General features: G+C 49.8%; 23 protein-coding genes. 10 read left to right on the top strand and 13 right to left on the bottom strand.

Annotated features, from left to right (window positions below):
* The coding region (locus D9T21_RS22870) for a hypothetical protein (protein WP_206427267.1) at positions 1-190 on the top strand (190 nt) is incomplete at its 5' end.
* Between the two features lie 94 nt (positions 191-284).
* Here the strand turns inward: D9T21_RS22870 and D9T21_RS13135 are convergent.
* Positions 285-1,313 carry an IS110 family RNA-guided transposase gene (locus D9T21_RS13135; RefSeq protein ID WP_123325438.1) on the bottom strand — a complete coding sequence of 343 codons (1,029 nt, stop codon included), beginning with the start codon at positions 1,311-1,313 and terminating at the stop codon, positions 285-287.
* 381 nt (positions 1,314-1,694) lie between these two features.
* Complete coding sequence (gene tkt / locus D9T21_RS13130; RefSeq protein ID WP_123325436.1) at positions 1,695-3,692, bottom strand: transketolase; 1,998 nt, start codon at positions 3,690-3,692, stop codon at positions 1,695-1,697.
* 209 nt (positions 3,693-3,901) lie between these two features.
* Here tkt and D9T21_RS13125 point away from each other — a divergent pair, with 209 nt between their 5' ends.
* From D9T21_RS13125 to D9T21_RS13115, 3 genes are all read left to right on the top strand, one after another.
* Complete coding sequence (locus D9T21_RS13125) at positions 3,902-4,306, top strand: VOC family protein (protein ID WP_123325435.1); 405 nt, start codon at positions 3,902-3,904, stop codon at positions 4,304-4,306.
* A 100-nt stretch (positions 4,307-4,406) separates the two neighbouring features.
* Entirely contained in the window at positions 4,407-5,345 is a 939-nt protein-coding gene (locus tag D9T21_RS13120) for an SPFH domain-containing protein (RefSeq protein WP_123325434.1), read from the top strand.
* A gap of 5 nt (positions 5,346-5,350) precedes the next feature.
* Positions 5,351-5,812: an NfeD family protein gene (locus D9T21_RS13115; RefSeq protein WP_123325433.1), complete on the top strand. Its 462-nt coding sequence runs from the start codon at positions 5,351-5,353 to the stop codon at positions 5,810-5,812.
* A gap of 32 nt (positions 5,813-5,844) precedes the next feature.
* Here the strand turns inward: D9T21_RS13115 and D9T21_RS13110 are convergent, their stop codons facing one another.
* Positions 5,845-7,188 (bottom strand): MFS transporter, encoded by a 1,344-nt coding sequence (locus D9T21_RS13110; protein WP_123325432.1) that lies wholly within the window; start codon positions 7,186-7,188, stop codon positions 5,845-5,847.
* A 228-nt stretch (positions 7,189-7,416) separates the two neighbouring features.
* On the opposite strand from D9T21_RS13110, the gene uvrA reads away from it, so the two are divergent.
* Genes uvrA through D9T21_RS13095 form a run of 3 tightly spaced genes read left to right on the top strand, consistent with a single transcriptional unit; the run spans position 7,417 to position 11,361 of the window.
* On the top strand, positions 7,417-10,242 hold the full coding sequence (gene uvrA / locus D9T21_RS13105) for an excinuclease ABC subunit UvrA (RefSeq protein WP_123325431.1): 2,826 nt from the start codon (positions 7,417-7,419) through the stop codon (positions 10,240-10,242).
* Positions 10,243-10,249: 7 nt separating this feature from the next.
* Positions 10,250-10,657, top strand: coding sequence for an acyl-CoA thioesterase (locus D9T21_RS13100; RefSeq protein WP_123325430.1), 408 nt, complete (start codon positions 10,250-10,252; stop codon positions 10,655-10,657).
* A complete protein-coding gene (locus tag D9T21_RS13095) occupies positions 10,654-11,361 on the top strand; it encodes a 2OG-Fe(II) oxygenase (RefSeq protein WP_123325429.1) in 708 nt (235 codons plus the stop codon). Before D9T21_RS13100 ends, D9T21_RS13095 begins: the two co-directional genes overlap by 4 nt.
* Here D9T21_RS13095 and D9T21_RS13090 read toward each other — a convergent pair.
* Together D9T21_RS13090 and D9T21_RS13085 are read right to left on the bottom strand one after the other, a co-directional pair.
* On the bottom strand, positions 11,358-11,744 hold the full coding sequence (locus D9T21_RS13090; RefSeq protein ID WP_123325428.1) for a hypothetical protein: 387 nt from the start codon (positions 11,742-11,744) through the stop codon (positions 11,358-11,360). The genes D9T21_RS13095 and D9T21_RS13090 overlap by 4 nt on opposite strands.
* Positions 11,745-11,865: 121 nt before the next feature.
* A complete protein-coding gene (locus D9T21_RS13085) occupies positions 11,866-15,927 on the bottom strand; it encodes a two-component regulator propeller domain-containing protein (RefSeq protein WP_123325427.1) in 4,062 nt (1,353 codons plus the stop codon).
* 401 nt (positions 15,928-16,328) lie between these two features.
* Between D9T21_RS13085 and D9T21_RS13080 the strand changes: the two genes are divergently transcribed.
* On the top strand, positions 16,329-16,718 hold the full coding sequence (locus D9T21_RS13080) for a DUF3718 domain-containing protein (protein WP_123325426.1): 390 nt from the start codon (positions 16,329-16,331) through the stop codon (positions 16,716-16,718).
* A gap of 56 nt (positions 16,719-16,774) precedes the next feature.
* On the opposite strand, the gene D9T21_RS13075 is transcribed toward D9T21_RS13080, so the two are convergent.
* From D9T21_RS13075 to D9T21_RS13060, 4 genes are read right to left on the bottom strand one after another with little or no spacing between them, the layout of a single operon-like run.
* Entirely contained in the window at positions 16,775-17,710 is a 936-nt protein-coding gene (locus tag D9T21_RS13075; protein ID WP_338134018.1) for an FAD:protein FMN transferase, read from the bottom strand.
* An 18-nt stretch (positions 17,711-17,728) separates the two neighbouring features.
* On the bottom strand, positions 17,729-19,048 hold the full coding sequence (locus D9T21_RS13070; RefSeq protein WP_123325425.1) for a DUF3570 domain-containing protein: 1,320 nt from the start codon (positions 19,046-19,048) through the stop codon (positions 17,729-17,731).
* The gene (locus D9T21_RS13065; protein WP_123325424.1) at positions 19,039-19,263 is read right to left on the bottom strand and encodes a DUF4266 domain-containing protein; all 225 of its coding nucleotides are present in this window, start codon (positions 19,261-19,263) and stop codon (positions 19,039-19,041) included. The genes D9T21_RS13070 and D9T21_RS13065 overlap by 10 nt, the downstream gene beginning before the upstream one ends.
* A gap of 9 nt (positions 19,264-19,272) precedes the next feature.
* A complete protein-coding gene (locus D9T21_RS13060; protein ID WP_123325423.1) occupies positions 19,273-19,770 on the bottom strand; it encodes a TlpA disulfide reductase family protein in 498 nt (165 codons plus the stop codon).
* Positions 19,771-20,047: 277 nt separating this feature from the next.
* Between D9T21_RS13060 and D9T21_RS13055 the strand changes: the two genes are divergently transcribed.
* Both D9T21_RS13055 and D9T21_RS13050 read left to right on the top strand, forming a co-directional pair.
* Positions 20,048-21,841, top strand: coding sequence for a hypothetical protein (locus D9T21_RS13055; protein WP_123325422.1), 1,794 nt, complete (start codon positions 20,048-20,050; stop codon positions 21,839-21,841).
* Between the two features lie 135 nt (positions 21,842-21,976).
* On the top strand, positions 21,977-22,594 hold the full coding sequence (locus tag D9T21_RS13050; protein ID WP_123325421.1) for a LysE family translocator: 618 nt from the start codon (positions 21,977-21,979) through the stop codon (positions 22,592-22,594).
* A 31-nt stretch (positions 22,595-22,625) separates the two neighbouring features.
* Here D9T21_RS13050 and D9T21_RS13045 read toward each other — a convergent pair whose 3' ends face one another.
* The 4 genes from D9T21_RS13045 to D9T21_RS13030 all read right to left on the bottom strand — a co-directional run bounded on the left by D9T21_RS13045 (position 22,626) and on the right by D9T21_RS13030 (position 25,246).
* Positions 22,626-23,012 (bottom strand): VOC family protein, encoded by a 387-nt coding sequence (locus D9T21_RS13045; RefSeq protein WP_123325420.1) that lies wholly within the window; start codon positions 23,010-23,012, stop codon positions 22,626-22,628.
* Between the two features lie 71 nt (positions 23,013-23,083).
* Positions 23,084-23,569 (bottom strand): DUF3299 domain-containing protein, encoded by a 486-nt coding sequence (locus D9T21_RS13040; protein ID WP_123325419.1) that lies wholly within the window; start codon positions 23,567-23,569, stop codon positions 23,084-23,086.
* 58 nt (positions 23,570-23,627) lie between these two features.
* The gene (gene ppa, locus D9T21_RS13035; protein WP_105934623.1) at positions 23,628-24,161 is read right to left on the bottom strand and encodes an inorganic diphosphatase; all 534 of its coding nucleotides are present in this window, start codon (positions 24,159-24,161) and stop codon (positions 23,628-23,630) included.
* 116 nt (positions 24,162-24,277) lie between these two features.
* Positions 24,278-25,246 (bottom strand): class 1 fructose-bisphosphatase, encoded by a 969-nt coding sequence (locus D9T21_RS13030; protein WP_123325418.1) that lies wholly within the window; start codon positions 25,244-25,246, stop codon positions 24,278-24,280.
* Between the last annotated feature and the right edge of the window lie 106 nt (positions 25,247-25,352).

The following is a 25,352-nucleotide window of genomic DNA, read 5'->3' as shown; positions in this document are numbered from 1 at the left end:
CGTCATATATGGACCCACCCGGTTTGCAAGTGATTTTGACATTGTAATAAACAAAATTATTGCCTTCATATATTCGGCTTGGTTACAGGGAGATTCGTCTCCCTTAGCCTTGATGCAATTTGCTGTCACTCAACTTATCATCCCTACGGCTTCTTTGTTTGAGCCAATGACGGGCATAGTGTTTAAGTGACCCAGTTTAACTGTTTATCATCAAATCAAAATCATTTCGCAACTGCTGGTGAGTTTGTTTTCTTCCGGTTCTTACTTAACTTCTTTTATACCACTTAAGCTTTCTGCTCATACATCCGTTGGTAATCTTTACCGCTGTTGATAACGGCCCAAACAATTCGAGCCAATTTATTGGCCAACGCAACACAAGCTTTGTTGTAACCCTTTTCTACCTTCAAATGTTCCGCCCAAAGACTCAGCTTATCGTCCTTTTTGCTGGCGTACTTCAATGTCGTTCTCGCCCCATGTACCAGTAACGTTCGTAAATAAGCATTGCCACGTTTGGTGATACCAGACAAGTTGGCTTTCCCTCCTGTCGAATGTTGGCGAGGAACCAAACCGCACCAGGCGGCAAAATGACGACCATTTTGAAAGTTCTTTCCTAAACCAATCGCAGCGTAAATCGACGCCGCTGTAATTGGACCTATGCCGACGACGGTTTGGGCTCTTTGGCATACCTCTATTGGTTTAATCGCTGTCGCCACTTTTTTATCACTCGCAGTCACTTTGTTATCTAACTCGATAAGCTCCAGATAAAGTTCTGCAAACACGCTTCGGCATTCATCGCTTAAGCCGTTACCTGCATCTTCAAGCACCTCTGGTAGGAAACGACGTAGAGCGGCTTTGCCGACATTCGTTTCCAAGCCATACTCCGCTAATAACCCGCGGATTTGATTACTCAATTTAGTCCGACAATCAATGTAACGTGTGCGAACGCGGAGCAACATTTGGATATCTTGCTGAGCCTGGCTCTTAATGGGGACAAAGTTCATATTGTGGCGTTGTGAAGCTTCCGCTATTGCTTCAGCATCGTTGAAATCATTTTTATTTTTTCGACGATACGCTACGACATATTGAGGCGCTATCAGTTTGACCTCATGACCACAATTTTGGATTGCTCTGGCCCAATAATTCGCGCTTCCGCATGCCTCCATTACAACGATACAAGGCTCAAGTTGTTGAAATGTTGATATCACCTGCGCACGTTTAAGTACCTTTTTCTTAATAAGCTTACCGACACGGTTCACCGCATAAAAGTGAAACACAGACTTTGCAATATCTAAACCGACAGTAGTAATATTCATTTGTGGATCCGCCCTTGTTTGATGGTTGAACAAATTCATCATGGCTCATTACGAAGCCGTATTAAAGGGTGGGTCCATTTCATTATCCCCGCATGCTTTTGAGCGGGGATCTCCTGAAAAGGTTGTCTAAGCTGGTTCAGAACTATTGGGAGATCCCGGCTCGGAGGCCGGGATGACTAGCTTATTTTTGATTTAGTCAGACTGTTTCGGAGCACCGCCGAGGAGAGCACTGATAAAGCTGAAAAGTAGGGTCTTTTCTGGTTCTGTTGTGGTGATATGACTAGCTTTTTTTAAAATAGTAAGACTATTTGGGAGGTCCCGGTCTTCGCGAAGCGAAACCGGGATGCCAACAGGCTCAGGCCTGTTGGCATCAGAGGATAGTTAGTCTAACAATGCAGTGGCTTTGGCTACTACGTTTTCTACCGTGAAACCGAAGTGCTCCAGCAGTACGCCACCCGGTGCAGATTCACCGAAGGTCTGCATACCGACTACATCACCGTCGATGCCTACATACTTGTACCAGAAGTCAGTATGGGCGGCTTCGATAGCCAGCTTTGGTACACCAGTTGGTAGCAGTGACTGTTTGTAGGCCGCATCCTGCGCATCAAACTGTTCAGTACTAGGCATAGATACGACTCGTACTGCCACGCCGTCATCTGCCAGCTTAGCCGCTGCATCCACGGCTAAAGCTACTTCTGAACCGGTAGCAATCAGCACCAGTTGCGGGGTTCCTGCACAGTCTTTCAGCACGTAACCGCCTTTCGCAACATCCGCTAACTGGCTCTCGCTGCGCGCCATGGTTCTGGTGCCCTGACGGGTAAATACCAGCGCACTTGGACCCGCTTCTTTGATCAGCGCCTGGCGCCAGGCTTCGGCCGCTTCCACTGCATCACATGGACGCCAGGTAGTCAGATTCGGGGTCAGGCGCAGGTTGGCCAGCTGTTCGATAGGCTGGTGAGTCGGGCCGTCTTCCCCCTGACCAATAGAGTCGTGGGTATAAACGAAAATCGACTTCGCTTTCATTAATGAAGCCATGCGCACAGCATTACGCGCATATTCCATAAACATCAGGAAGGTAGCACCAAACGGCACAAAACCACCGTGCAGGGCAATACCGTTCATGATGGCGCTCATACCAAACTCACGCACACCGTAAAACACGTAGTTGCCGGCTGCATCATCCTGAATGCCTTTTGCTTCAGGCCACAAGGTAAGGTTGGAACCCGCCAGGTCGGCACTGCCACCAATGATTTCAGGTAGCTGACCAGCAAAGAAACCAATCGCGTTTTGCGAGGCTTTACGGGTAGCCATGTCTTTCATATCAGCCTGGCACTGACGAATATAAGTGTCGGCCTTTTCGTTCAGATCGGCTGGTACCTGCTGTTTGATTACACGACGCTCAAACTCAGCTGCCAGTTGTGGGTAAGCCGCTGCGTACTCGGCGAACTTAGCTTCCCATTGCTGCTCTGCGGCATTCCCTTTTTCTTTGGCATCCCACTTCGCATAAATATCTTCTGGCACTTCAAACGGCCCGTGCGACCAGTCGAGTTGCTTACGCACTTCAGCGATTTCATCATCGCCCAGCGGCGCGCCGTGACAGTCATGGCTACCCGATTTATTCGGTGAACCAAAACCGATAACGGTTTTACAGCAAATCAGAGTAGGCTTGTCGGTTACCGATTGTGCCTCTTCAATAGCTGCCTGTAATGCAGCCTCGTCGTGGCCGTCCACACCTTTAATCACATGCCAGCCGTAAGATTCAAAACGCATTGGCGTGTTGTCGGTAAACCAGCCTTCTACGTGACCGTCGATGGAAATACCGTTGTCATCCCAGAACGCAATCAGTTTGCCCAGTTTCAAAGTGCCAGCCAGTGAACAGGCTTCGTGAGAAATACCTTCCATCAGACAGCCGTCACCCAGGAAACAGTAGGTGAAGTGATTAACGATATCGAAATCATCGCGGTTAAACTGACCAGCCAGGGTTTTCTCGGCGATAGCCATACCTACGGCATTAGCGATACCTGCGCCTAATGGCCCGGTTGTGGTTTCAACACCAGCAGTGTAACCGTACTCCGGGTGCCCCGGGGTTTTTGAATGTAGTTGACGGAACTGTTTAAGTTCTTCAATTGGCAGGTCGTAGCCACTCAGATGCAGTAAGGCATACTGAAGCATAGAAGCGTGGCCGTTAGACAGCACGAAGCGGTCACGGTTAGCCCAGTTAGGATTTGCCGGATTGTGCTGTAAAAATTGCTGCCACAGTACGGTAGCAATGTCTGCCATCCCCATTGGTGCACCAGGGTGACCTGACTTGGCTTTTTGAATTGCTTCCACTGCGAGCATACGAATAGCATTAGCAGCGACTTGAGTTGATACTGACATGAGTGTAAAGACCCTTTGTTACTATTATATTATAAATAATAAGTTGAACTGGTGGTCTAACACAACCTATAAGTTAAAAAAAAGAAGCCTCAATACACTAATCGTTAACAAATGCCTGCTTATGAACACATTTTCAGGGCAAAGTCTGGTTATATTGGGGCAAATCTGTCACGTTATATCAGGCATGTAACATTTCGGAGCATACTGCCATGACAGATCGCATACAAAGCCTGAATGCCGTTGGCATCCTGGTAGACGACTATGATGAAGCTATCACATATTTTACAGAGGTGCTCCATTTTACGCTCATCGCTAACGAAAAACATAAAAACGGTTTACGATGGGTATTGCTACATCCACCCGGATTATCCTCCACCGGCATCATGCTCAACCTGGCCCGTTCAAAAATGGACAAGATTGCTGTGGGCAATCAGGCTGGCGATCAGGTGCTCTTTGTTTTGCAAACCAACGATTTCTGGCGCGACTACGAGTTTATGCAAAGTCAGGGCGTGGAGTTTATAGAAACGCCACGCGACGAAGACTACGGCACCGTGGCCATCTTTGAGGACCTGTACGGCAATAAGTGGGACCTGCTGCAGGTTAAGGACGCCTGATCCAAAGCACGGTTGTTACGCCTTGATACAAATAGCCAGTACCCTGTTTGCCCGGATTGGGTTAAGCTCCATAAGTCAAAATAGTTAGAGGCTGTAAATCATGGAAGTATTACTGGACTATATTCTCACTCCGCAACTGTTTATCCTTATATTAGTGGTGATTTTACTTAAATCATCCATCAAGTTTGTGCCGCAGAACCGGGCCTATTTAGTTGAACGTTTTGGTAAATACCAGTCAACCAAAGAGGCTGGCCTGAACTTTATCGTGCCCTTTATCGACCGCATTGCTGCCGACCGCTCACTGAAAGAACAGGCGGTTGACGTACCAGAACAAAGCGCCATCACCAAAGACAATATTTCGCTGCATGTCGACGGTGTGCTGTATTTCCGGGTACTGGATCCATACAAAGCCACCTACGGCGTCGACGATTACGTATTTGCCGTTACCCAGCTGGCACAAACCACCATGCGTTCAGAGCTGGGCAAAATGGAGCTCGATAAAACCTTTGAAGAGCGCGACCAGCTTAATACCAACATCGTAACCTCGATTAACGATGCCAGTGGCCCCTGGGGTATTCAGGTGCTGCGTTACGAAATTAAAGACATCGTGCCGCCAAATTCGGTAATGGAAGCCATGGAAGCGCAGATGAAAGCCGAGCGGGTAAAGCGCGCGCAAATCCTCGAATCAGAAGGTGATCGTCAGGCCGCTATTAACCGTGCTGAGGGTGCTAAACAGTCGGTCGTACTGGCTGCAGAGGCCGATAAAGCCGAACAGGTACTCAAAGCCGAAGGTGAAGCCCAGGCGATCCTGGCGGTAGCCGAAGCCCAGGCTGAAGCATTACGCAAAGTGGGTGAAGCAGCCGATACAGAAGAAGGTCAAAAAGCTATTCAGCTCGACCTGGCTACCAAAGCCATCGAAGCGAAGCAGGCGATTGCCAAAGAGTCGTCCATTGTGTTGCTACCCGACGGTAATACTGAAGCGGCCAGCCTGGTGACCCAGGCCATGGCTATCATCAATAAAATGAACAACAAAGACTAACGCCTATGGACTGGATATACGAAAACGTTACCACGGTACTGGTAGTTACCGGTTTAGTGTTGTTAATCATTGAGGTGGCTATACTGGGATTCGCCACCTTTGTGCTGTTTTTTGTTGGTTTGGCAGCGCTGATTACCGCCGGTATTTTTTACACCGGCGTCATTGAAGCAACTTACATCAATGCCTTTTTCTGCTGTGCGGTGCTAACCGGTATTATTGCGCTGGTGCTCTACAAACCGCTTAAGCAAATGCAGCAACAGGTAGAAAAGAAAACGGTAAATGGTGACTTCAACGGCTTACGGTTCCGCCTGTCTGAGGCTATCGCTCCCGAAGCTCCCGGTACGCATAAATATTCAGGTATCAGTTGGTCCGTGCAATGTGATGAGCCTATCGCTGCCGGTACTGAGGTAGAAGTGACCAACGCCGAGGTGGGGATATTTCATGTCCGCCCGGCTGCCGCAAAATAGTTGAAGAAATTACGCCATCCAGGTGGCAGTGGTTAACTCCACTGCCTTATTATAGCCCGGGCATTGAGCTCATCAAACTCACTGTTTACCTTGAGGTATAACTGGTTCTGGCTGGCATCAAAAACATATTCCACCACCCCATTTAAGCTGTTTAGCTCGGCTAACTGACTAGCCTTTGGCTGTGTATTATTTGGCACGGTAAGAGCCACTCGCTTGAGCTTTTCGCCGGCGCGAATCCCCGCCACAATTACACACCAAACCACAGCGATAACGGCACCAGTATAATAGGCTGAAGTAGGGCCGGCCTGTGCCGTAACGGCACCGGAAAGAATACCGCCCAGGAATGCACCAAAAAACTGAAAGCTGGCATATATGCCCATGGCCGTGCCTTTCTGACCGGCCGGAGCAATGGTAGATAGCAGCGCCGGAAAGTTTGCTTCCAGGTAGTTAAAACCGGTAAAGAATATCAACAGGCCAGCGCCCAGTAACCACCAGCTGTGCCCCGCCGAAGGCAATAGTGCAAAAGCACTGCCAAGCATAATTACGGCCGCCAGTAACATTGAACGTGGCGTGCGGCCGCGGCTACTGCGCATCATCATGGCCAGTAAAAATACCGAGACCAATAACACCGGCAGGTAGATTGTCCAGTGGTTGTCCAGCGGCAAACCCAGCTTCACCATGGTGGAAGGCACCTGCACAAACAACAGCGTGATCATCATATGCAGCAGCATAACGCTGACATTCAAACGCCATAAATCACGAGAAGTAAACAATTGCCATACCTGGTCCATACGCGGCAGGGTATCGGCATTAAAATGTTTGGGGCTGTCAGGCACTGCCCATTTCACCAGAGGTAAACAACACAACGCCAGAATACCGGTGACCCAGAATACCCCGGCAAGTCCCCAGCTTTCTGCAATCAACGGCCCTATCACCACCGCGATGTAAAACGAAAAGCCAATGGCAATGCCAATAATCGCCATCACTTTGGCCCGCTGTTGCTCGCGGGTCACGTCGGTAGCCAATGCCATAATGGCACCGGCGATAGCCCCGGCCCCTTGCAGAATTCGCCCGGCAATCAGCCACATCATGGAATCAGCCATGGCAGCGATAATACTGCCTAAAGCGAATACGGCAAGCCCGAGTAAAATAACCGGCTTGCGCCCCCATTTATCCGACAACATCCCCATCGGTATTTGCAGCGCCGCCTGAGTTAAGCCATAACCGCCAATCGCCACGCCCACCAGCATCACCGAGTAGTCACTGAATTCGGTAGCAGCCACCGCCAGAACCGGCATGACCATAAATAACCCTAGCATTCTCAGTACGTAAACAACGGCAAGCGTTAATGCGGCACGGACTTCAATGGCGTTCAAGGTGCTTTCTTCTCTGTTATGGGGGTTAAACGGGGCGCGAATTGTAGCATAACTTAAACGCCTGTCCCTATAGCCTGTTGGTCTTTGTACGAAATTCCGCCGATATGGTGAATGGTTCGCGACCGACTGATCTTAAACGCCTGATGCACCATATTCATAACACCACAGCCTATACCCGCGACACGGGTATATGGCATACTGTTTCTTTTGTATTCTGAACTGGTTCGAATGGATAAAATAGAAGTTCGCGGTGCACGTACGCACAATCTCAAAAACATCGATATCACCATTCCCCGCGACAAACTGGTAGTCATCACCGGTTTATCGGGTTCGGGTAAGTCTTCCCTGGCATTCGACACGCTCTACGCTGAAGGTCAGCGTCGTTACGTGGAATCTTTATCTGCCTATGCCCGCCAGTTTTTATCGATGATGGAAAAGCCCGATGTAGATCACATCGAAGGCCTGTCTCCGGCAATTTCGATTGAACAGAAATCCACCTCACATAACCCCCGTTCAACCGTGGGGACCATTACTGAAATATACGATTATCTGCGTTTAATGTTTGCCCGTGTGGGCACGCCACGCTGCCCGGATCACGATGTGCCACTCGATGCCCAGACCATCTCGCAGATGGTTGATAAGGTACTGGCGATGCCGGAAGGCACCAAGCTTATGCTGCTGGCGCCCATCGTTCAGGACCGTAAAGGCGAACACGTAAAAACCCTGCAGTCTTTGGCTGCCCAGGGTTACATTCGCGCCCGGATTGACGGCGAAGTGTGTGACCTGTCGGACCCACCGGAGCTGGACTTACATAAAAAACACACCATCGAAGTGGTGATCGACCGCTTTAAAGTGCGCGATGATTTACAGTTGCGCTTGGCGGAGTCTTTCGAAACCGCCTTGCAGCTGGCCAACGGCAACGCCAAAGTGGCCTACATGGATGACAGCACCGAGCCGGAAATTGTCTTCTCGGCCAATTTCGCCTGTCCTCACTGTGGCTACAGCATCAGCGAACTGGAACCACGCATGTTCTCGTTCAACAACCCGGCAGGCGCCTGTGGCACGTGCGACGGTTTAGGAACTCGGCAGTTCTTCGACCCGTTTAAGGTTGTGGTTAACGACGAACTGAGCCTGTCTGGCGGTGCTATCCGCGGTTGGGACAAACGTAGCTATTATTATTTTCAGATGCTTCAGGCCGTTGCCGATCACTATGAGTTCAGCCTCACAGAGCCCTTTGGCGAGCTGAGCAAAGAGTTCCGAGACATCGTGCTGTATGGCTCTAAAGGCAAGTCGATTAACTTCCGCTACATTAACGACCGCGGCGATATTATGGAGCGCAAGCATCCCTTTGAAGGGATCATACCTAACATGGAACGCCGCTACCGCGAAACCGAGTCAAATACGGTGCGTGAGGAGCTGTCTAAGTTTTTAAGCCAGCAGCCTTGTAACAGCTGTGGCGGCACCCGTTTACGTACCGAGGCCCGTCATGTGTTTATCGGCCAGACTAACCTGCCGACCGTGGCGGATATGTCGATTGCCGGTGCCTTTGATTTCTTCGAAAATCTGGAACTCGCCGGCCAACGGGCACAAATTGCCGATAAGATACTGAAAGAAATCCTCGACCGTCTGCGTTTTCTGGTGAATGTCGGACTCAATTACCTGAGTCTGTCACGCAGTGCAGAAACCTTATCTGGTGGTGAGGCCCAGCGTATTCGGCTGGCCAGCCAGATTGGTGCAGGCCTGGTCGGTGTCATGTACGTACTGGATGAGCCTTCAATTGGTCTGCACCAACGCGACAATGAACGCTTGCTGAAAACCCTCACGCACCTGCGCGATCTGGGTAACACCGTACTGGTGGTTGAACACGACGAAGACGCCATTCGCGATGCTGACTTCATTATTGATATTGGCCCCGGTGCTGGTGTTCATGGCGGCGAAATCATTGCTCAGGGCAGCCTCGAGGATATCGTTAATAACGAACAGTCGCTGACCGGTAAGTATCTATCCGGAAAAGAGAAAATCGATATTCCGGCAGTGCGTAATCCGGCCAAAGATGAGCAGTGGCTGGAACTGGCCGGTGCTACCGGCAACAACCTTAAAGACGTCACGCTACGCGTACCAACCGGCGTAATGACCTGTATCACCGGTGTATCGGGCTCGGGTAAGTCGACGCTGGTAAATGATACCTTTTATAAGATTGCCCAGCGCGAGTTAAATAAAGCCACAACCAGTGAACCGGCCCCCTATAAGTCGATGAAAGGCCTGGAGCTGCTCGACAAGGTAGTGGATATCGACCAGTCCCCCATTGGCCGTACGCCGCGTTCCAACCCGGCCACTTATGCCGGTATTTTTACGCCTATCCGGGAAATTTTTGCTGGCACTCAGGAAGCGCGTTCACGAGGCTACAAGCCAGGCCGCTTCAGCTTTAACGTAAAAGGTGGACGCTGCGAAGCCTGTCAGGGTGATGGCGTGATCAAGGTAGAAATGCACTTTCTGCCAGATGTTTACGTGCCTTGTGACGTATGTAAAGGCAAGCGCTATAACCGTGAAACCCTGGAAATTAAGTTTAAAGATAAGAATATCCACGAAGTGCTGGAAATGACCATTGAAGATGCCCGGCATTTCTTCGACGCTATTCCGGCTATCGCCCGTAAATTACAAACCTTAATGGATGTGGGTTTATCCTATGTACGTCTGGGTCAGTCGGCTACCACCTTATCTGGTGGTGAGGCACAGCGGGTTAAACTGGCTAAAGAGCTGTCGAAACGGGATACCGGCCAGACCCTGTATATACTGGATGAGCCGACAACCGGCCTGCACTTCCACGATATTAAACAGTTACTGGCAGTGCTGCATCGTCTGCGGGATCATGGCAATACCGTAGTGGTGATTGAGCATAATCTGGATGTAATAAAAACTGCCGATTACATTGTCGATCTCGGTCCGGAGGGCGGCTCCGGCGGCGGTCAAATTATCGCTGAAGGCACCCCGGAAGAGGTTGCTAACAGTGATGTATCCCATACCGGGCGATTCTTAAAGCCCATGTTGAAATAGGTGAAGCATGATTGAAATAGATTTAAACCCGCGCCTGAGTGAAACCGACGGTGCAGGACATGTTGGCAACACGGTTCTGGTAGTATGGTTTGAAGAGGCCCGCACGCCTTTGTACCACATTGTCATGCCGGACCTGTCTATGGACACCTGGTCGCTGATACTGGCCAATTACAGCGTGGATTTTTACGCCCAGATTTTTTACGGTACACCCGTCCAGATAAAAACCTGGGTAAAACGCGTTGGTAATAGCTCCTTCGAAACCTATCAGGAAGTGTGGCAGAACGGTAAACGCTGCGCTTCCGGCACCTCGGTGCAGGTCTACTTTAATTACCAGACCGGTAAGTCCGAACCCATCCCAAACAAGATCAAAGCGGGCCTCACAGAGCACTTACTACCCGAGCAGGACAAGGTGTGAGCACAGACTTTATTGAAGTTATCGACAATGCCTTAGCACCTGAACTATGTCAGCAAATAATCGAGACTTTCGATAATAGTAAGCACTTACAAGCAGGCCGTACCGGTGGCGGTGTGGATACCGACAAAAAGCGCTCGCTGGATGTCTCATTTAGTAAAGCCAGCGAGTTTGCGCCCATGAAAGCGCAGGTTATGCAAACGGTTGCCAGTGCCATCCATGATTACCTGAAAAAATACTATTTTGCGATTGTTGGTCCGCTGGGGCTCACCCTGCCCGACCCGCAAACTGGCCAGCCGGTTAAGCTGACCGCCGATAACTTCGCAGAAATTGGCATTCCGGCGCTGCCAGGATTAATGCGCCATCTGTTTCGTACCGGTGACATTAACGCCCAGCGTTATGAGAAAGGCGATGGGGGTTACCCCTACTGGCACTCTGAAGTGTTCCCTCAGAAGCCGCACAATGAGCCCTTACATCGTATTTTACTGTTCATGTTTTACCTCAATGACGTTGAGGAAGGCGGTAGCACTGACTTTTACTATCAGAACAAATCTATTCAGCCACGGGCCGGAAGGATGGTAATTGCACCGGCTTACTTTACCCACACCCACCGTGGTCAGGTACCAGTAAGTGATCACAAATACATTTTAACGTCCTGGGTGTTGTTCAACCGCGCCGAACAAATTTATGGTCAGGGCCAAAATTAGTCACTGAATCGGTCTACACAAACCACCGATCGCCCCCCCGCTTTCTCGACCGCCTCACGAATAAGGCTTTGTGCACTATTGGCCTCATCCATCCGGGCGGGTGGAAAGCGGGCGATTTCCCATTCATCAACATCCGGATCAAAGAAATACACCACCAGCGTGGGTAGCTTATTTGGCTTGCCCCGACCTTCAATAGTCAACCTGGAAATCTCACCAACCGGCATCTTTTGCTCGCCAAACTGGATAGTCTGTTCCTGCAGCCAGACCTTTACATTGGCTACCTTGTAATAGTCATCAATTAACTCCTGGGGCGGTACAGACCAGCGTTTAACCAGGGCGAAAAGGGCGAGAATGAAGAACACGGAGACCACAACAACGTCCATCAAAAACCTCAGAGACTGACCAAAAGAATACGCTTTGGTTAGCCTATAACCAGACAGGTTGCCTGAGCTATCAAAGATCCGCCATTGCTTACCAGAAATACGACAACTTTGCCTGTAACCCCTAGTGCAGTGGGTGTTGCTCGATAAACTCGGAGGGGGTAACGTTGAACAGCGCTTTAAAACACTGTGAAAAATAGGAGTGGGATGAGAATCCGCATTGCTCTACAACCTGGGAAACTCTCTCGCCCTGCTCCAGTAACTGTCGCGCTTTTTGCAGCCGGTAGTTACGTATGTAGGCATTGGGCGTCAGGTTAAATACCGATTTGCATTTGCGCTGTAGCTGCCGCTCACTGATAAATAATTTGTCGGCTAACTGAGACAGCCCAAAGTCAGCGTCAACAGCACACTCATTAAGTACCGCGTTGAGCCTATTATAAAACTGCTGGTCTGAAGGGGAGTCAAACACCGGTTCCTGTTGCTGTGCGGTTAATGCCGTATTCGCCTTTTGCCCGATAAGCTGACGGATTTGCAGTAAGTTAAACAGCGTTAACATCAGCTCTTCGTCGTCAAAGGGCTTGGTCAGAAACGCATCAACCAGCGCCTCCTTGCTGCGTAAACGGGTATCACGATCGTGTTTGGCTGTTAGCATTAATACCGGAATATGGCAGGTAAGTTCATTACCACGAACAGCCTGGAGCACCTGATAACCGGTAATATCAGGTAACATAAAATCGAGAATAACAATGTCGGGGATATGTTCGGTTATCCACTCGATCGCCGCCTGGCCGCTATCAACAGTGTTTACCGAGAAGTGACCGGTAAGCTTATTGGCCAGGATCCAACTCATATCCGGATCGTCTTCTACTATCACCAGTTCATGAGCAGCTTTTTGTTCGCTATTATCAAACTGCAACACTTTATCTGCCGACATCAGCGCCAGCGCACTGTCGTAGACTTTTGCAGATTGCCCCGACTCTGTGAGTAAGGGTTGCTGAGGAATAACTACCGGCAGTGAAACAATAAACGCATTACCATTATCCCGAGCGGCAAAACAAACAGACCCCTGATAGTTCTCCAGCGTTTGTTTAACTAACGCTAAACCCAGTCCACTACCGGCCACCCCGGTACGGTGTTCTGGTAAACGATAGAATCGTTCAAACAAGTCTGCCGATGCCGGAATAGGCACACCCTGGCTGAACACTGTAACAGTGCACTGGTCCTGGTCTGTTGTTTCTGCCGATAACTCAATAGTGCTCTTTGCCTCACCGTATTTCACCGCATTTGATAAAAGATTCCCCAGAATCAATTCCAATGCCGGCACCGAGAGGCCCACCGTTATCTCCGGGCAGTGCCATTCGATCTTCATTCCCCGGCTAGCTGCCATTTTGTCAAAGTCGCCAGCTACGCTACTGATAACCTGCTGCAGTTGGGCAACGCTATGCTCTTCATCCGGCTGAGTCATATCATTAAAACCTATGAGCTGATTAACCAGGTGGTTCAGGCGCAAAGCATTTCGCTGTACCAGGGTTAGTGAATTGGCCTGATTCCCATCAGAGCTCGCCAGCAAGTCTTTCACCGGGTTTAAGATAAGGGTCAGAGGGGTTTTAAACTCATGGGTAATATCGGCAAAAATGCGATTTTTTTCTTCCAGAGTTGAGCGCAATAGCTGATTGTTTTCATCCAGCAGCTCCGACTGTTTACTTAACTGTGCGGTTCTTTCCTCAACCAGTCCTTCCAGTTGTTGCTGGCGCTGCCTGAGCTGCCTCAGCCTCCATTGATAACCCAGGGTCAGCATTCCAATAGCAGCTATTGCATACAAACAAAACGCCCACCAGGTAACCCACGGTGCCGGAGCAACTGTAAGCGTCAGCAAGCGCTGAGGTTCGCTCCATTGCTGGTCGTGATTACGCGACTGAATATTCAGCTCAAAAGTCCCGCTGGGAAGCTGCGAGAAATACACTGCATTCTCGCCAGGCGGAATATTTATCCATTGCTTGCTTAGCGGCAACAGCTGATAACGATAGGCCACCTCATGCTGATTAATGAAATCCAGATTACTTACGGTAAGAGCCAGCTGCACGTGATCATAATTTAGGCTTAGCGAGCCATTTTGTGGAGGTGTTATTGCCACTTCCCGGGATTCATCGAGCAGTTGCAAGCGGCTTATTTGCACCCTTGATGCATTAGCCTGCGGCGCAACCTGAGCCGGGTCGAATTGAGTAACCCCGTTTATACCACCAAATACCAGATGGCCATTTTGCCGTTTTAAAAAAGCGCCGGTATTGAACTCACGCCCCTGTAAACCATCACTCACCGACAGGTTCCAGAACTGTCCGCTGTCTGGAGAGAATCGACTTAAGCCATCGTTGGTACTCATCCACAGGTTGCCGGCTTCATCTTCCAGCAAACTGTAGATATGCGCATTAGCTAAGCCATCCTTAACCGTAAAACCGGAGAAGGTTTCGGTTTTGCGATCAAAGCGATATAGCCCCAGGCTGGACCCAACCCAGGTAACACCATTGGAGGCATGCAGCACGATTTTAATCTGACCGGGCGCCAGCCCATTTGGTGGTTTGGAGGCGGCATGCAATCGCTTCACACTCTGGCGAAGAGGATCCACCAGCAAAATACCTGAGTGATGGGTTGCCAGCCACAAACGGTGGTCAGTGTCCTGCGATATGTGCCAGATAATTTGATTGCGGGGGATACCTGCGGCCTCATAGAGCCAGGTAAAATCTTCACCGGCCTGCTCTGCTATCCGGTAAAGCCCATAGAGTGATGCGACCCATAGATAGCCTTCATGATCTTCGAACATGGCGGTTATCTTATTCTTATCAGCCGCCATCAGCCCGCGTGCTGGCTTTAGCACATGACGCTCAGGCTCCAGTTTGAACAGGTTGCAATCGCCCCCCTGTTTATTATCGCTGCCTACCCAGAGTTCCCCCTGACGGGTAACGTAACTTACCGGGAACGTGTTGACGTGAGCGCATTCGCCCTCTGCGGATATGTCTTTCTGCCACTTATAATGCCGGGCATTATCGCTGTACATTGCCAGCCTGGTGTTGGTGGCCACCAGTAAAGCTTCTTCGTACTCACCCACCCCGCGAATAAACGGCTCATCTAACACAGGCTCCGACTGCGCAGACAACTGCAAAATGCGATTTTCGCGTTTCCAGAATACGTTTACACCACCACCAAGATTTCCCAGCCACACTGCCTGCTCATCTTCAAATACCGACTTTATTTCACCATTACTGAGCGTCAACGGCGAGTCGCTATTAGGTTTTATATGATCAATGAGGCGCAACTGCTCATCAAAAACCAACAAACCGTGGCCATGAATACTTACCCAGTAATTTCCATTAGTGCGTTGATGAACAACCGTGGCAAGCCGCATTAAATGCGTGGGGTATTGAGCTGGCCATGACACACTACGCATTGCGCTAATGTCACTTCGCGGTGCGATAAACACCCCCTCAGGGGAGAACCAGAACAAATTATCACCAGCATGGTAAAGACCAGCGCTTTCCACGAGTTCAGGCAATGCCGCCCGCTGCCAGCTATCATCGTCTGACAACCACCAAACCTGCTGTCGGGCGTCCCGGAACAACAGTTTCCCTTCGGCTGGAAGAATACTATGACGGGTTGAGGCTGCGGCAGGCAGTCTGATTGACCTTAAAATCTGCTGGCCGCGAATCTGATAAAGATGCTCATTGAGCAATGCCCAAACAGTATCGCCCTGCCCAATAAGCTCTACCAGAGCCTTGCTATCGGTGAGCGGTGACGGAGCATAGGTCATGGTATGAGTGTCAATGATGGCCAGGCCGGTGTCAGTGCCAACCCACAGTAGCCCTGCGCTATCCAGGACTATGGTGTTTACGGTATTAGTAGGTAGCGAGAGGGGGTCAGCCGGATCATGACGAAAGGTCACGAAGTCATAACCATCGTAGCGGGCAACGCCATCGGTTGTGGCGAACCACATAAATCCCCGATGGTCTTTAGCGATATCGATAACCGACATTTGCGGCAGGCCGTCATCCACAGTGAGATGTCTGAATACCTGCCCCTCAGCCAAGGCATGGCCAATAGAGCAAACCACCAGCACCCAACCCATAAGTAAAGTGCCGGTTAGCGATAACCGTTGAGCATTTCCTTTTTGACGTCCGATCTCAAAAACTGCCATACATCCACTACGTTGTGCCAGTTATGCTTTTTATAATTTTTTTATGTTTTATTTTTCAACTACTAAGCCTGAATTCTATGCTGCCCGATATTTACCCGGGTGTCGACTAAAAAACCAACAATCGTGATATTTAATGATTTTGGTCCTGTGCGTGCTGGCCACGAATAGTGGTTAAATTGCGTGCAGAAAATCAGATCAGAGAAGCGTTTCAGACGAGTGGCCGGTTATCTGCCACCAAACACTTTATTTACAATATTTTTACAACTATAGTCTAAAGACGCAAAAGGAGTTGCTCCGGTGAGTACCTTACGCATTAACTTTGCCTATAGATGTAACAACATAAAACAGGATGCGAAGGTGCCTATCGTAGCTTGGAATTTTTTTTATGTTGGAGATGAATCATGAACTACTTCAAATTAGCTGGAGTGATAGCGGCGCTATCGGTTTCCAGCCAGATCAAGGCACAGGATATTCAGTTTGTCGCAGCCGACAGTAGCCCGGAAACAAAGCTTTGCGTCAGCGCAGTTAACAACGACCTGGATACCATGAAAGGGCGACTGTTCCGGATGGGAATGGGCGATGCAGTACGAAGAAATATTAACCGTATTACCTGTAACGATATGTCGGTGGCAAAATTTGCGCATAAATACCGCGCACAAGACACCTTTGTGTACCTCAACAATCGCAGCGCTTATGGCAATAAAGCCAAACCGTCAGTGACGATAAACGATCTCGCGCAGACCAGCAGTTCAGACGAGCCGGTTATTGTTTATGTCTCGTCGGCCCGCTGATTAGCCGCTATAAAAGTATTCAAAAACACAGAAAGGAGCCTCAGGCTCCTTTCTTTTTAGCGGTATACCCAGTGCGTTAAGCCCTGGCTGGCTAAAAAATCTTCTGCCCCTTTTCCCTGTAACATTGCCAGGGTAGCCAGTAACCCCGCCTGCGTACAGGAATCTGCCGCAACCGTTACCGAACGGGGTGGCTCCTCAACCGGGAAACCGGTTTTAGGGTTTAATATGTGGCTATATCGCTTGCCTTCATGTAACAGGTATCGACGGGCATCGCCGCTGGTAGCCAGCCCGCCCTGAAAAATTTTCACCAGGGTTTCGCCCTGCTTTGCTTTTAGAGGGTTTTCAATGCCGATATACCAGGACTGGTCGTTAATCCGCCGGCGTGTAACCTGAATATCACCGCCAAAATTGACCACCACTGACACTTCCGGTGCCTGTTCAGACAACAACGCAGCAACACGATCCACAGCGTATTCTTTGCCAATGCCACCCACGTCCAGTTGCATGCCCGCCGGCAAAGTAACGTATTCTGCAGTTAGCTCTACCCGTTGCCAGCCAATCAGGGTTAACAACGCATTAATATCAGATTGCGCTGGTAATCGGTCTGAGCCGTCAAAGTGCCAGGCCTTACCCAGTACCCCGGAAGTAATATCAAACATACCTTCACTGAGCTGGTAACAGGTATTGGCAAAACTTAATAACCGCCAGGTTTCGTCATCAATAGCCCTTGGCTCGCCGTGACTGCTATTAATGGCGCTGATCACGCTGTCGGCCCGGTATCGGCTGTACTTATATTCGATCCTCTTTGCTTCATTGCAAGCCAGTTGGGTAAGCTGCCGGGCGAGTTGCTTATTATCAGTTTCAATAAGGATTTCGCAGGGGCTGGCCATGGCATCGAAAGTGCCCAGCAAAAAGCCATCCTGTGCTTGTATGGTAACCGCCGGGTCTGCTGTGGGGGCAGCCCCGGCGGGGTTGGCTTGTTTAGCGGCCATCAGTAGGCTGTGCATACCTTAGAAGTGATAGTTAAATTGTAATATAACGGCTTTCACACTGGGGTAAAGCTCTAAATCGGCCAGCACGCCCGGCTCGTTAAACCCGGCGTTTTTCGGATCCTGCTGATAATACTCAGCACGGACTGCCCATTCATGGCCGTTTTCCATTTTATGACCGTACTTTAAACCCAGGGTATAAGCGGTCATTTCTCCAACCCGATAATCGGCACTGGCATACATTGGCAGCGGATCGGCCTGGTTAAGGAACGGCCGGTAAAACTCCGCAGCACTTTGCTGGTAATAGCGCAAATGCGGCTGAATGTAATCGTTATCCCCTAAATTAAAACGGAAACGTGAATCAATGGTATGCGAGTCAATATCCCAGTCATCGGTAGCAAAACGATAAGACACATCCACCACAGCGTTATCCAGCGCATATTTGGTTTGCCAGAAGAAACTGTGCTTGGTGCGTGAGTCCGGGCGGCCTTCATAAATGACATCCTGGGTCATACCGGCATTGTCCACCACACTTAACAGTTTGTAGGGGTCTGTCATGTAACCATCGACCACACTCAGACCGTAATTAAACTGCATTAGCATACGGCGATTAATTACCTGGGTAACGCCTAAGATAAGGTCAGTCGTCGTTTTACTTTCCGAGCCGGTTTTGTTTTCGCCTTCCTCGTAGTCATCGTCCCATTCAAACTCGTCTTCGCCTTCATCGTTGTCGTCGCCGAGATAGGTCGGGACCAGCATGCTGGTGAGTGCATCAGGCGTTCCGCCAACCGGGTCGATGGAATCAAACTGGAACGACAACCCCGCCGACAACGTGGTGTTACGCATAAACAAATCTTTTTCCAGTAAGCCACTCAGACCCAATGATAAGTAATCATACTCGGTAGACACATTCACGGCGCCGGTAGCCCGCCAGGTATCAGAAAAGGGTTGCATCCATGAGCCCGACACCTGTACCCGGGTATCACGGAATGTATCATCCAGCGGCGTTTCACCGGCGTTAACCACGTAACCGTCTTTGCCTGACGGACGGGAGAATGTTTGCGCATAAGGCTGTGCCACGGCCCCGTTGGCAGATGCTCCGGTCAGTGTGTCGAGCACCAGTTTAACGTTAAAAATACTGTCATCATCATTGGTTTTCGTGGCGTTAATCACACCTTCGGCCAGACTCACCCGGTCAGTTTCACCGTAATACAGAATCGCGGTGTCGAACTGCCAGTCTTTGAGCATTCCCTCTTCGGCCTGAGCAGCCGGAGTACCTAATAACGCGCAGGCTGCACCGGCCAGCGCACTGGCTACTGTTGCTTTATTATTTAGTTGCATCCGCAGCCGCCTCCGGCAAATGAACGACCGCCACTGGTGGCTTCCTTACTAAAATAAATGTGATCATCCAGGCCTAAATCGACACCTTCAGCACCCAATGCCATTTCATCCTTCGCCAGCAAATCACGTTCCCAGGGCTGCACGCCAAGCGAAGCACAACCGCTTAATTGAAGAACGCCCGCAAGGGCTACAAAAGCTAATAATTTGCGTTTCATACTAAACTCCTATTCGGCCAACAGGCCCTGAATTTCCTGCTCATAGCTGGCTTGTTTATCAACGTGGAATCCCTGATGGGCAATGCGCAGTTGTCCGGTTTTATCAATCAGGTAGCTGGTAGGCATGCCCTTAAGGCGGTAGGTTTGGGCTGAGTTGCCCGAGGGGTCGAAAGCCACCGGAAAGTGGGCTGGCAACTTACTTAAAAACTCATCGGCGAGCTTTCTTTCAGTATCGAGATTAACGGCGATTACCGTGAAGCCTTGTTCACCATATTTCGCCTGCATGTCATTCATCCAGGGAAAAGAGCGCTGACACGGCTTACACCAGCTGGCCCAAAAATCGAGGTATACCACCTGCCCCCGGTAGTCAGATAACTTTACCTGTTGGCTGGTTAAATTGAGCACCAGCTCGGGTGCTGGTTGTGCGGCAACGGCCAGGTTGGCAGTAGTAAAAAGCAGACCAGCAAATAAACTGATAACGCCTGCCAAGGCTCGGATACGACCCATCTGAGAATCCTGTTGATGATTAACTGATGATCAGTGTAAAAATCAAACCTTAAGGAAAGCTTAAGGAAGCCAAAAATTCTCCTCTGCAGTAAAACCTTCCCTGGCTCGTACTGCACATAACGAAATTTTCTGCCTGGAATGCAGATCCGCTCGCTTTTACCAATAACTTTGCCGTATATTCTTGTCACCGCTCAGTTTGATGATGCAGACAAAGTTGCTTTAAGGTCATCGGCCTGAGCTAACACCCAGGGAATAATAATTTCAACAGGATAAAATCATGCGTAGTTTTTTACTTGTTGCCGCATTTTTAGTCAGCATGCTAAGCGGTTGTGCCACATACGAGATTCGCTCCACCGCCATCGCCAAAAATCAGCCCTTACCAGCCACTCATGGGGTTGTCGCCTTACAGGTTATCAACAATGCCGAACGCCTCGCGCCGTTACATAAAGGCTGGACAGCCGTGATTGTGGTTCGAACCGATAACATGGACGCGATTAAAGCCGCCGCCATCGCCCAGGCTAAAGAGAAAGCCGAAAAGAAAGGTAAAACCATCGACGAAGATAAGGTCGACTGGGATCCTGAAGTCTATGAGTTGACGCCGGTTTATCAGGGAACGGTAGACAGCCAGCTGTTTATCGGCAGCATGCCACCGGGCGAGTATATGATTTCAACTCTGTACAGCTTTTATAACGGTGGCGATATGTCATCGTGGATTTCGATGCCGGTATTCTCTGCCGCCGGTGAATTTGCGGTAAGTGACACCACGCTCACCGACCTTGGCTCCGTGCTGTTTCAGCCGTTGCTAAGCATTAAGGAAAGCTCATTCTGGAGCACTTCCACTTCATCCAAAGCCTTTGTTACGCGGGTATTTGAAGAGTCGGATTTAGGCAGTATCGTACTGCCTCAGTATCCGCAAATTCAGCAACAGCTTAATGGCAAAACCAGCCAAAGCTGGAAAACCGATGAACTGGACCCGCTGCGCGAAAAGCTCAGTGTACTGGCAACCGAAAACGCTCTGGCGGCCAGCCCGATTGTACTACCAACGACGCAGCAACGCGCGCTGGCTGCTAAGTTCGGTCGCCTGGCAATCCAGCAAGATGGTAGCTGGACAACCCATAACCTGCCAACCAATTCACAGCTCTATGCTGCACTGCAAATCGACGGCAAAGTAACCGTGGGTGGTGAGTTAGGCCAGCTTTTTGTGTCTTCCGACTGGCAACAATGGCAGTTAACCAAGCCAGTAGATGCCGATGAAGCGATTGTGTGGATGGGCCAGACAGCCGATAATTACTTTGCCCTTACCAGCTCTGCCAAACAATATCAGGTATACCGGTTTAACCAGTTAAATACCCCCTGGCAGAAAGTAGGTAGTTACGTGAAAAAAGACCCTAACGACTGGCTTATCCAGAATGGCGGTCTGTTTGCGGCCATTACCCAACAAGGCACACTGCGCATTTTCAACGATAACAAGCGTCACGACTACAATCCGGCAGATAACAGTTGGTCGACCGACAAAAGCACCTCACTTCGCAATATGGCACAACTTGCCAATGGCGCACTGGTAGCCGTTGAAGTTAGCCAGTGGGATGGGGTCGGCTCACAACTGATAAGTGTAGATGACGGTCTGACCTGGCAATCCATCAACCGCAACCTGAGTTTATTTGGCGATATTAAGGCTGATGTAAGTTTACCGGTACTCACCGACAACAATGAAGTCATCACACTCAGTCGTAACCGCAAGTCGAGCGGCGAGAAAAGCCAAATCCGTATTGCCACCACCGCACTGAGCAACGCTGATGACAGCAGTAGCTGGCAGCTGCATGGCGTGGCCAAAGACAATTGCCATTCGCTACTGCCGCAACTGACTACTGGTACTACGTTGTATTTTCTTTGCGATCAGGGCCAAATTGTCAGCACCAGTGACTTTGGAGAGACCTGGCAAACCGATATTGACCGTGATATCGCACAAATGCAGGCGCAATACGAAACCTTTATCGACGAGTTAAAACAGCAACAGGTAGCTGAAGAAAAGGCTAAGGAAAACGAGGCCGAAGCGGCCAGCGAGGAATAAGCACTGCGGGTAATGCGCCAGAATCTCCCGGCGCATTACCCGTTTATCAAACCATAATTACCGCAACAGAAAGGTTGCCAGTGAATGACTTTTCTGGCAATTTCCCGCCTCGATTTATTGAACCGGAAATCATCCATGAGCTGGGCTTTACTGTCTGTGTTTGTACCCACTTTTTTCTTTGTGTCCGTGACACCTGGAATGTGTATGACGCTGGCCATGACACTGGGCATGAGCATTGGCGTAAAACGTGCGTTATGGATGATGCTGGGTGAACTTACTGGCGTTGGCCTGGTGGCGACACTTTCTGCGGTGGGCGTAGCGGCGCTGCTGTTAAACTACCCGGACGTGTTTACCCTGTTTAAATATGCTGGCGGGCTGTATCTGTTGTATTTAGGCATTCAGATGTGGCTGTCCAGAGGCAGGATGGCATTGCGCGAGGAGAACAGTAACCAGCGGGTGGGCAGAACACAGCTTATCAGCCAGGGCTTTATTACGGCCATTGCTAACCCCAAAGGCTGGGCCTTTTTTGTGGCGTTGTTACCGCCCTTTATTGATGCCACTAAGCCTCTGGCGGCACAACTAACCAGCCTGATTGCCATCATTCTTACCCTGGAATTTGGCTGTCTGCTGATTTATGCCTCGGGCGGCAGAACCTTACGCACATTACTGATGCAAAGCGGCAACGTGCGCATCATGAACCGTATAGCGGGTACGTTAATGGCGGGCGTTGGGTTGTGGCTGGCACTTGGCTAAAGCGTTACCCACAGCCACAAACTAAAGCTGTTTAGCTTAACGAGTGTAAGCCAAACATATTCCCTTCGGTGTCTTTTGCCAGTGTAATAAAGCCATAATCTCCAATCGAAAATTTAGGCCGCACTACGGTGCCACCAGCAGGCTCAATCCGCGACTCTTCCACTTCGCAGTCTTCACAGGAAAAATAAACCAGTACGCTATTCTGACCAGCCGGCATGCCATCAACACAAACCAGCGCTCCTGACGCACCATGACTTTCCATATCAGACGGAAAGGCCTTCATTTGCAATGCGCTATCAGATGGATTCGTAGGATCCAATAAATCGGTAAATTCGATGGCAAACACCGAGCTGTAAAACGCTGAGGCCCGGGGCATGTCATCAACATAAATTTCGAACCAGGTAATGGGATTTTTCATAAGGTGCTTAATGCAAAGAGACAGACTTTCACATTAGCACGTTTTTTATACAAATCGAGCGCTTTTATCACCTAATACGGATGAACGGCTTCGCCCTGCATACTGTAGCCGGCCGCGGCTAAATCGCTGCTATATCGCGTAGTGGAGAAGATACCTTCTACCCACACCGCATCGTAGAGGTTCTCTACCGGCACCCCTTCGTTCATTTTAACATGCACTATCTGATTGGAAGGTGGCGGTGGCACATGGATACAGGCACCAAAAAACGGCACCAGCAAAAATTCGGTAGTCAGTTCAGCCGTGCCCTCTAACGGCACAATAAATCCCGGCACTCTTACCCGTTCGCCATTATAGATATCCACCACCGGGGCATCGGGTTGTAACTGAGCCATCTTGTTGTTGTGATCGGTAGCCTGTTGCGGTGCCAGTTCATTGAAATCAGGCGGTACCAGGTCTTCCCAGTACACTTCTTTGACTTCACTGGCATTTACCACACCAGAAACGAGCATCAGGCAGCACAGCAGCGAGGCTGCACGTTGTTGTATCAATCGCAACATAGGTTCTCCAAATAAAAAAGGCCCGACGAATCGAGCCCTTAATCAATAAGCGTAGCGCTTACTTTTCAGCTTCGTAACGCTCAACGCTCGATACGATTTCAGCTTTAGCGGCAGCGGCATCGGCCCAACCGTCAATTTTCACCCACTTGCCTTCTTCCAGATCTTTATAATGCTCGAAGAAATGCTCAATTTGCTTCAGCAGCAGAGGCTCTACGTCTGAGGTTTCAAACACTTTGCGGTACAGGGTAGACAGCTTGTCGATTGGCACAGCCAGTACTTTTGCGTCTTTGCCTGATTCGTCAGTCATGTTTAATACGCCGATAGGACGACACTTAATCACAGAACCTGCCAGCAGAGGGAAAGGCGTGATAACCAGCACGTCAACCGGGTCACCGTCTTCAGACAGCGTGTTGTTTACATAACCGTAGTTAGTTGGGTAGTGCATGCAGGTTGCCATGAAGCGGTCTACGAAGATAGCACCAGTGTCTTTGTCTACTTCGTACTTCACCGGATCAGCGTGCGCTGGGATTTCGATAATTACGTTCACTTCGTCAGGCAGTTTCTTGCCTGCTGGTACGGCGTTTAAGCTCATACGGGATTGTCCTTTCGTTAATAGTAAAATTGCGTCAAGTATAAGGCTAACCGAAAAAAATAAAAACCTGTTGCCCGACGTATCGGGCATACTTAGGATTTATTTTGCCTAACCAATTAGTCGTAATAGGTCAGACAAGCCTCAACTTCGTCTTTGGAACCGATAATAACCGGCACACGCTGATGAATTTCCTCCGGCATCACTTCCATAATGCGCCCTTCGCCGGTTGAAGCCAGACCGCCGGCCTGCTCCATCAGAAATGCCATGGGGTTGGCTTCGTATAACAGGCGCAGTTTACCCGGTTTGGACGGGTCGCGCTTATCGTACGGATACATGAAAATACCGCCACGACATAACAGGCGGTGAATATCACCCACCATGGCTGCTACCCAGCGCATGTTGTAATTTTTCTCACGCGGTCCTTCGGTACCGGCCAGCAAATCTGCCACGTAGTTTTGAATAGGCGGCTCCCAGTGGCGCTGGTTAGAAGCGTTAATAGAGAACTCGGCGGTTTGCTCCGGCACCTGAATATTCGGGTGAGTTAACAGGAACCCCCCGTGGGTTTTATCCAGCGTATAAATGTGTGTGCCGCGGCCGGTGGTCATTGCCAGCATGGTCGACGGCCCGTACAGCACGTATCCGGCCGCTACCATTTGCGTACCAGGCTGTAAAAAGGCGGAAGGATCATCAGGCTCCATCCATTGCGGCGCGTGGGCAATGGAGAAGATGGTGCCGATCAGGCTGTTAATTTCGGTGTTTGAAGAACCATCCAGCGGATCAAAGCTCACCAGGTATTTCCCTTCCGGGTGACAGGGCACCACGTCATCTTCCTCTTCGGAGGAAATCGCTTTTACATAACCCGATTCCTTAAGGATATCCTTAAGAATTTGATTTGAAATCACATCCAGTTTCTTTTGCGTTTCGCCCTGAACATTTTCACTCAGAGTTGAACCCAAAACGCCCGCCAAAGCGCCCTGACTTACCCGGAACGAAATCTCTTTACAGCCCGCCAACAGCGTACGGATCAGCAAAATGAGTTCGAGCGGAGCGCCATCTTGTTGCATTTGTGAATTAAGTCTTTTCATGGTTTATGTAAGCCTTTTTTTCTATGTAGGGTATTGTTGCACTATACGGGTCGATAATGCTGGTTCTCTCCGTTGCCGCGTGGCAGCAATTGAACCTCGAGCATGA

Source organism: Marisediminitalea oceani (assembly GCF_003731635.1).
Lineage (GTDB): Bacteria > Pseudomonadota > Gammaproteobacteria > Enterobacterales > Alteromonadaceae > Alteromonas > Alteromonas oceani.
Note: the sequence above shows the minus strand (reverse complement) of the source record. Positions and strands in the feature narration are given on the sequence as shown.

Coding starts and splice junctions, on each gene's coding strand:
- D9T21_RS13135 (WP_123325438.1), bottom strand. CDS start 1,313: ATGAATATTACTACTGTCGGTTTAGATATTGCAAAGTCTGTGTTTCAC.
- tkt (WP_123325436.1), bottom strand. CDS start 3,692: ATGTCAGTATCAACTCAAGTCGCTGCTAATGCTATTCGTATGCTCGCA.
- D9T21_RS13125 (WP_123325435.1), top strand. CDS start 3,902: ATGACAGATCGCATACAAAGCCTGAATGCCGTTGGCATCCTGGTAGAC.
- D9T21_RS13120 (WP_123325434.1), top strand. CDS start 4,407: ATGGAAGTATTACTGGACTATATTCTCACTCCGCAACTGTTTATCCTT.
- D9T21_RS13115 (WP_123325433.1), top strand. CDS start 5,351: ATGGACTGGATATACGAAAACGTTACCACGGTACTGGTAGTTACCGGT.
- uvrA (WP_123325431.1), top strand. CDS start 7,417: ATGGATAAAATAGAAGTTCGCGGTGCACGTACGCACAATCTCAAAAAC.
- D9T21_RS13100 (WP_123325430.1), top strand. CDS start 10,250: ATGATTGAAATAGATTTAAACCCGCGCCTGAGTGAAACCGACGGTGCA.
- D9T21_RS13090 (WP_123325428.1), bottom strand. CDS start 11,744: ATGGACGTTGTTGTGGTCTCCGTGTTCTTCATTCTCGCCCTTTTCGCC.
- D9T21_RS13085 (WP_123325427.1), bottom strand. CDS start 15,927: ATGGCAGTTTTTGAGATCGGACGTCAAAAAGGAAATGCTCAACGGTTA.
- D9T21_RS13080 (WP_123325426.1), top strand. CDS start 16,329: ATGAACTACTTCAAATTAGCTGGAGTGATAGCGGCGCTATCGGTTTCC.
- D9T21_RS13075 (WP_338134018.1), bottom strand. CDS start 17,710: ATGGCCGCTAAACAAGCCAACCCCGCCGGGGCTGCCCCCACAGCAGAC.
- D9T21_RS13070 (WP_123325425.1), bottom strand. CDS start 19,048: ATGCAACTAAATAATAAAGCAACAGTAGCCAGTGCGCTGGCCGGTGCA.
- D9T21_RS13065 (WP_123325424.1), bottom strand. CDS start 19,263: ATGAAACGCAAATTATTAGCTTTTGTAGCCCTTGCGGGCGTTCTTCAA.
- D9T21_RS13060 (WP_123325423.1), bottom strand. CDS start 19,770: ATGGGTCGTATCCGAGCCTTGGCAGGCGTTATCAGTTTATTTGCTGGT.
- D9T21_RS13055 (WP_123325422.1), top strand. CDS start 20,048: ATGCGTAGTTTTTTACTTGTTGCCGCATTTTTAGTCAGCATGCTAAGC.
- D9T21_RS13050 (WP_123325421.1), top strand. CDS start 21,977: ATGAGCTGGGCTTTACTGTCTGTGTTTGTACCCACTTTTTTCTTTGTG.
- D9T21_RS13045 (WP_123325420.1), bottom strand. CDS start 23,012: ATGAAAAATCCCATTACCTGGTTCGAAATTTATGTTGATGACATGCCC.
- D9T21_RS13040 (WP_123325419.1), bottom strand. CDS start 23,569: ATGTTGCGATTGATACAACAACGTGCAGCCTCGCTGCTGTGCTGCCTG.
- ppa (WP_105934623.1), bottom strand. CDS start 24,161: ATGAGCTTAAACGCCGTACCAGCAGGCAAGAAACTGCCTGACGAAGTG.
- D9T21_RS13030 (WP_123325418.1), bottom strand. CDS start 25,246: ATGAAAAGACTTAATTCACAAATGCAACAAGATGGCGCTCCGCTCGAA.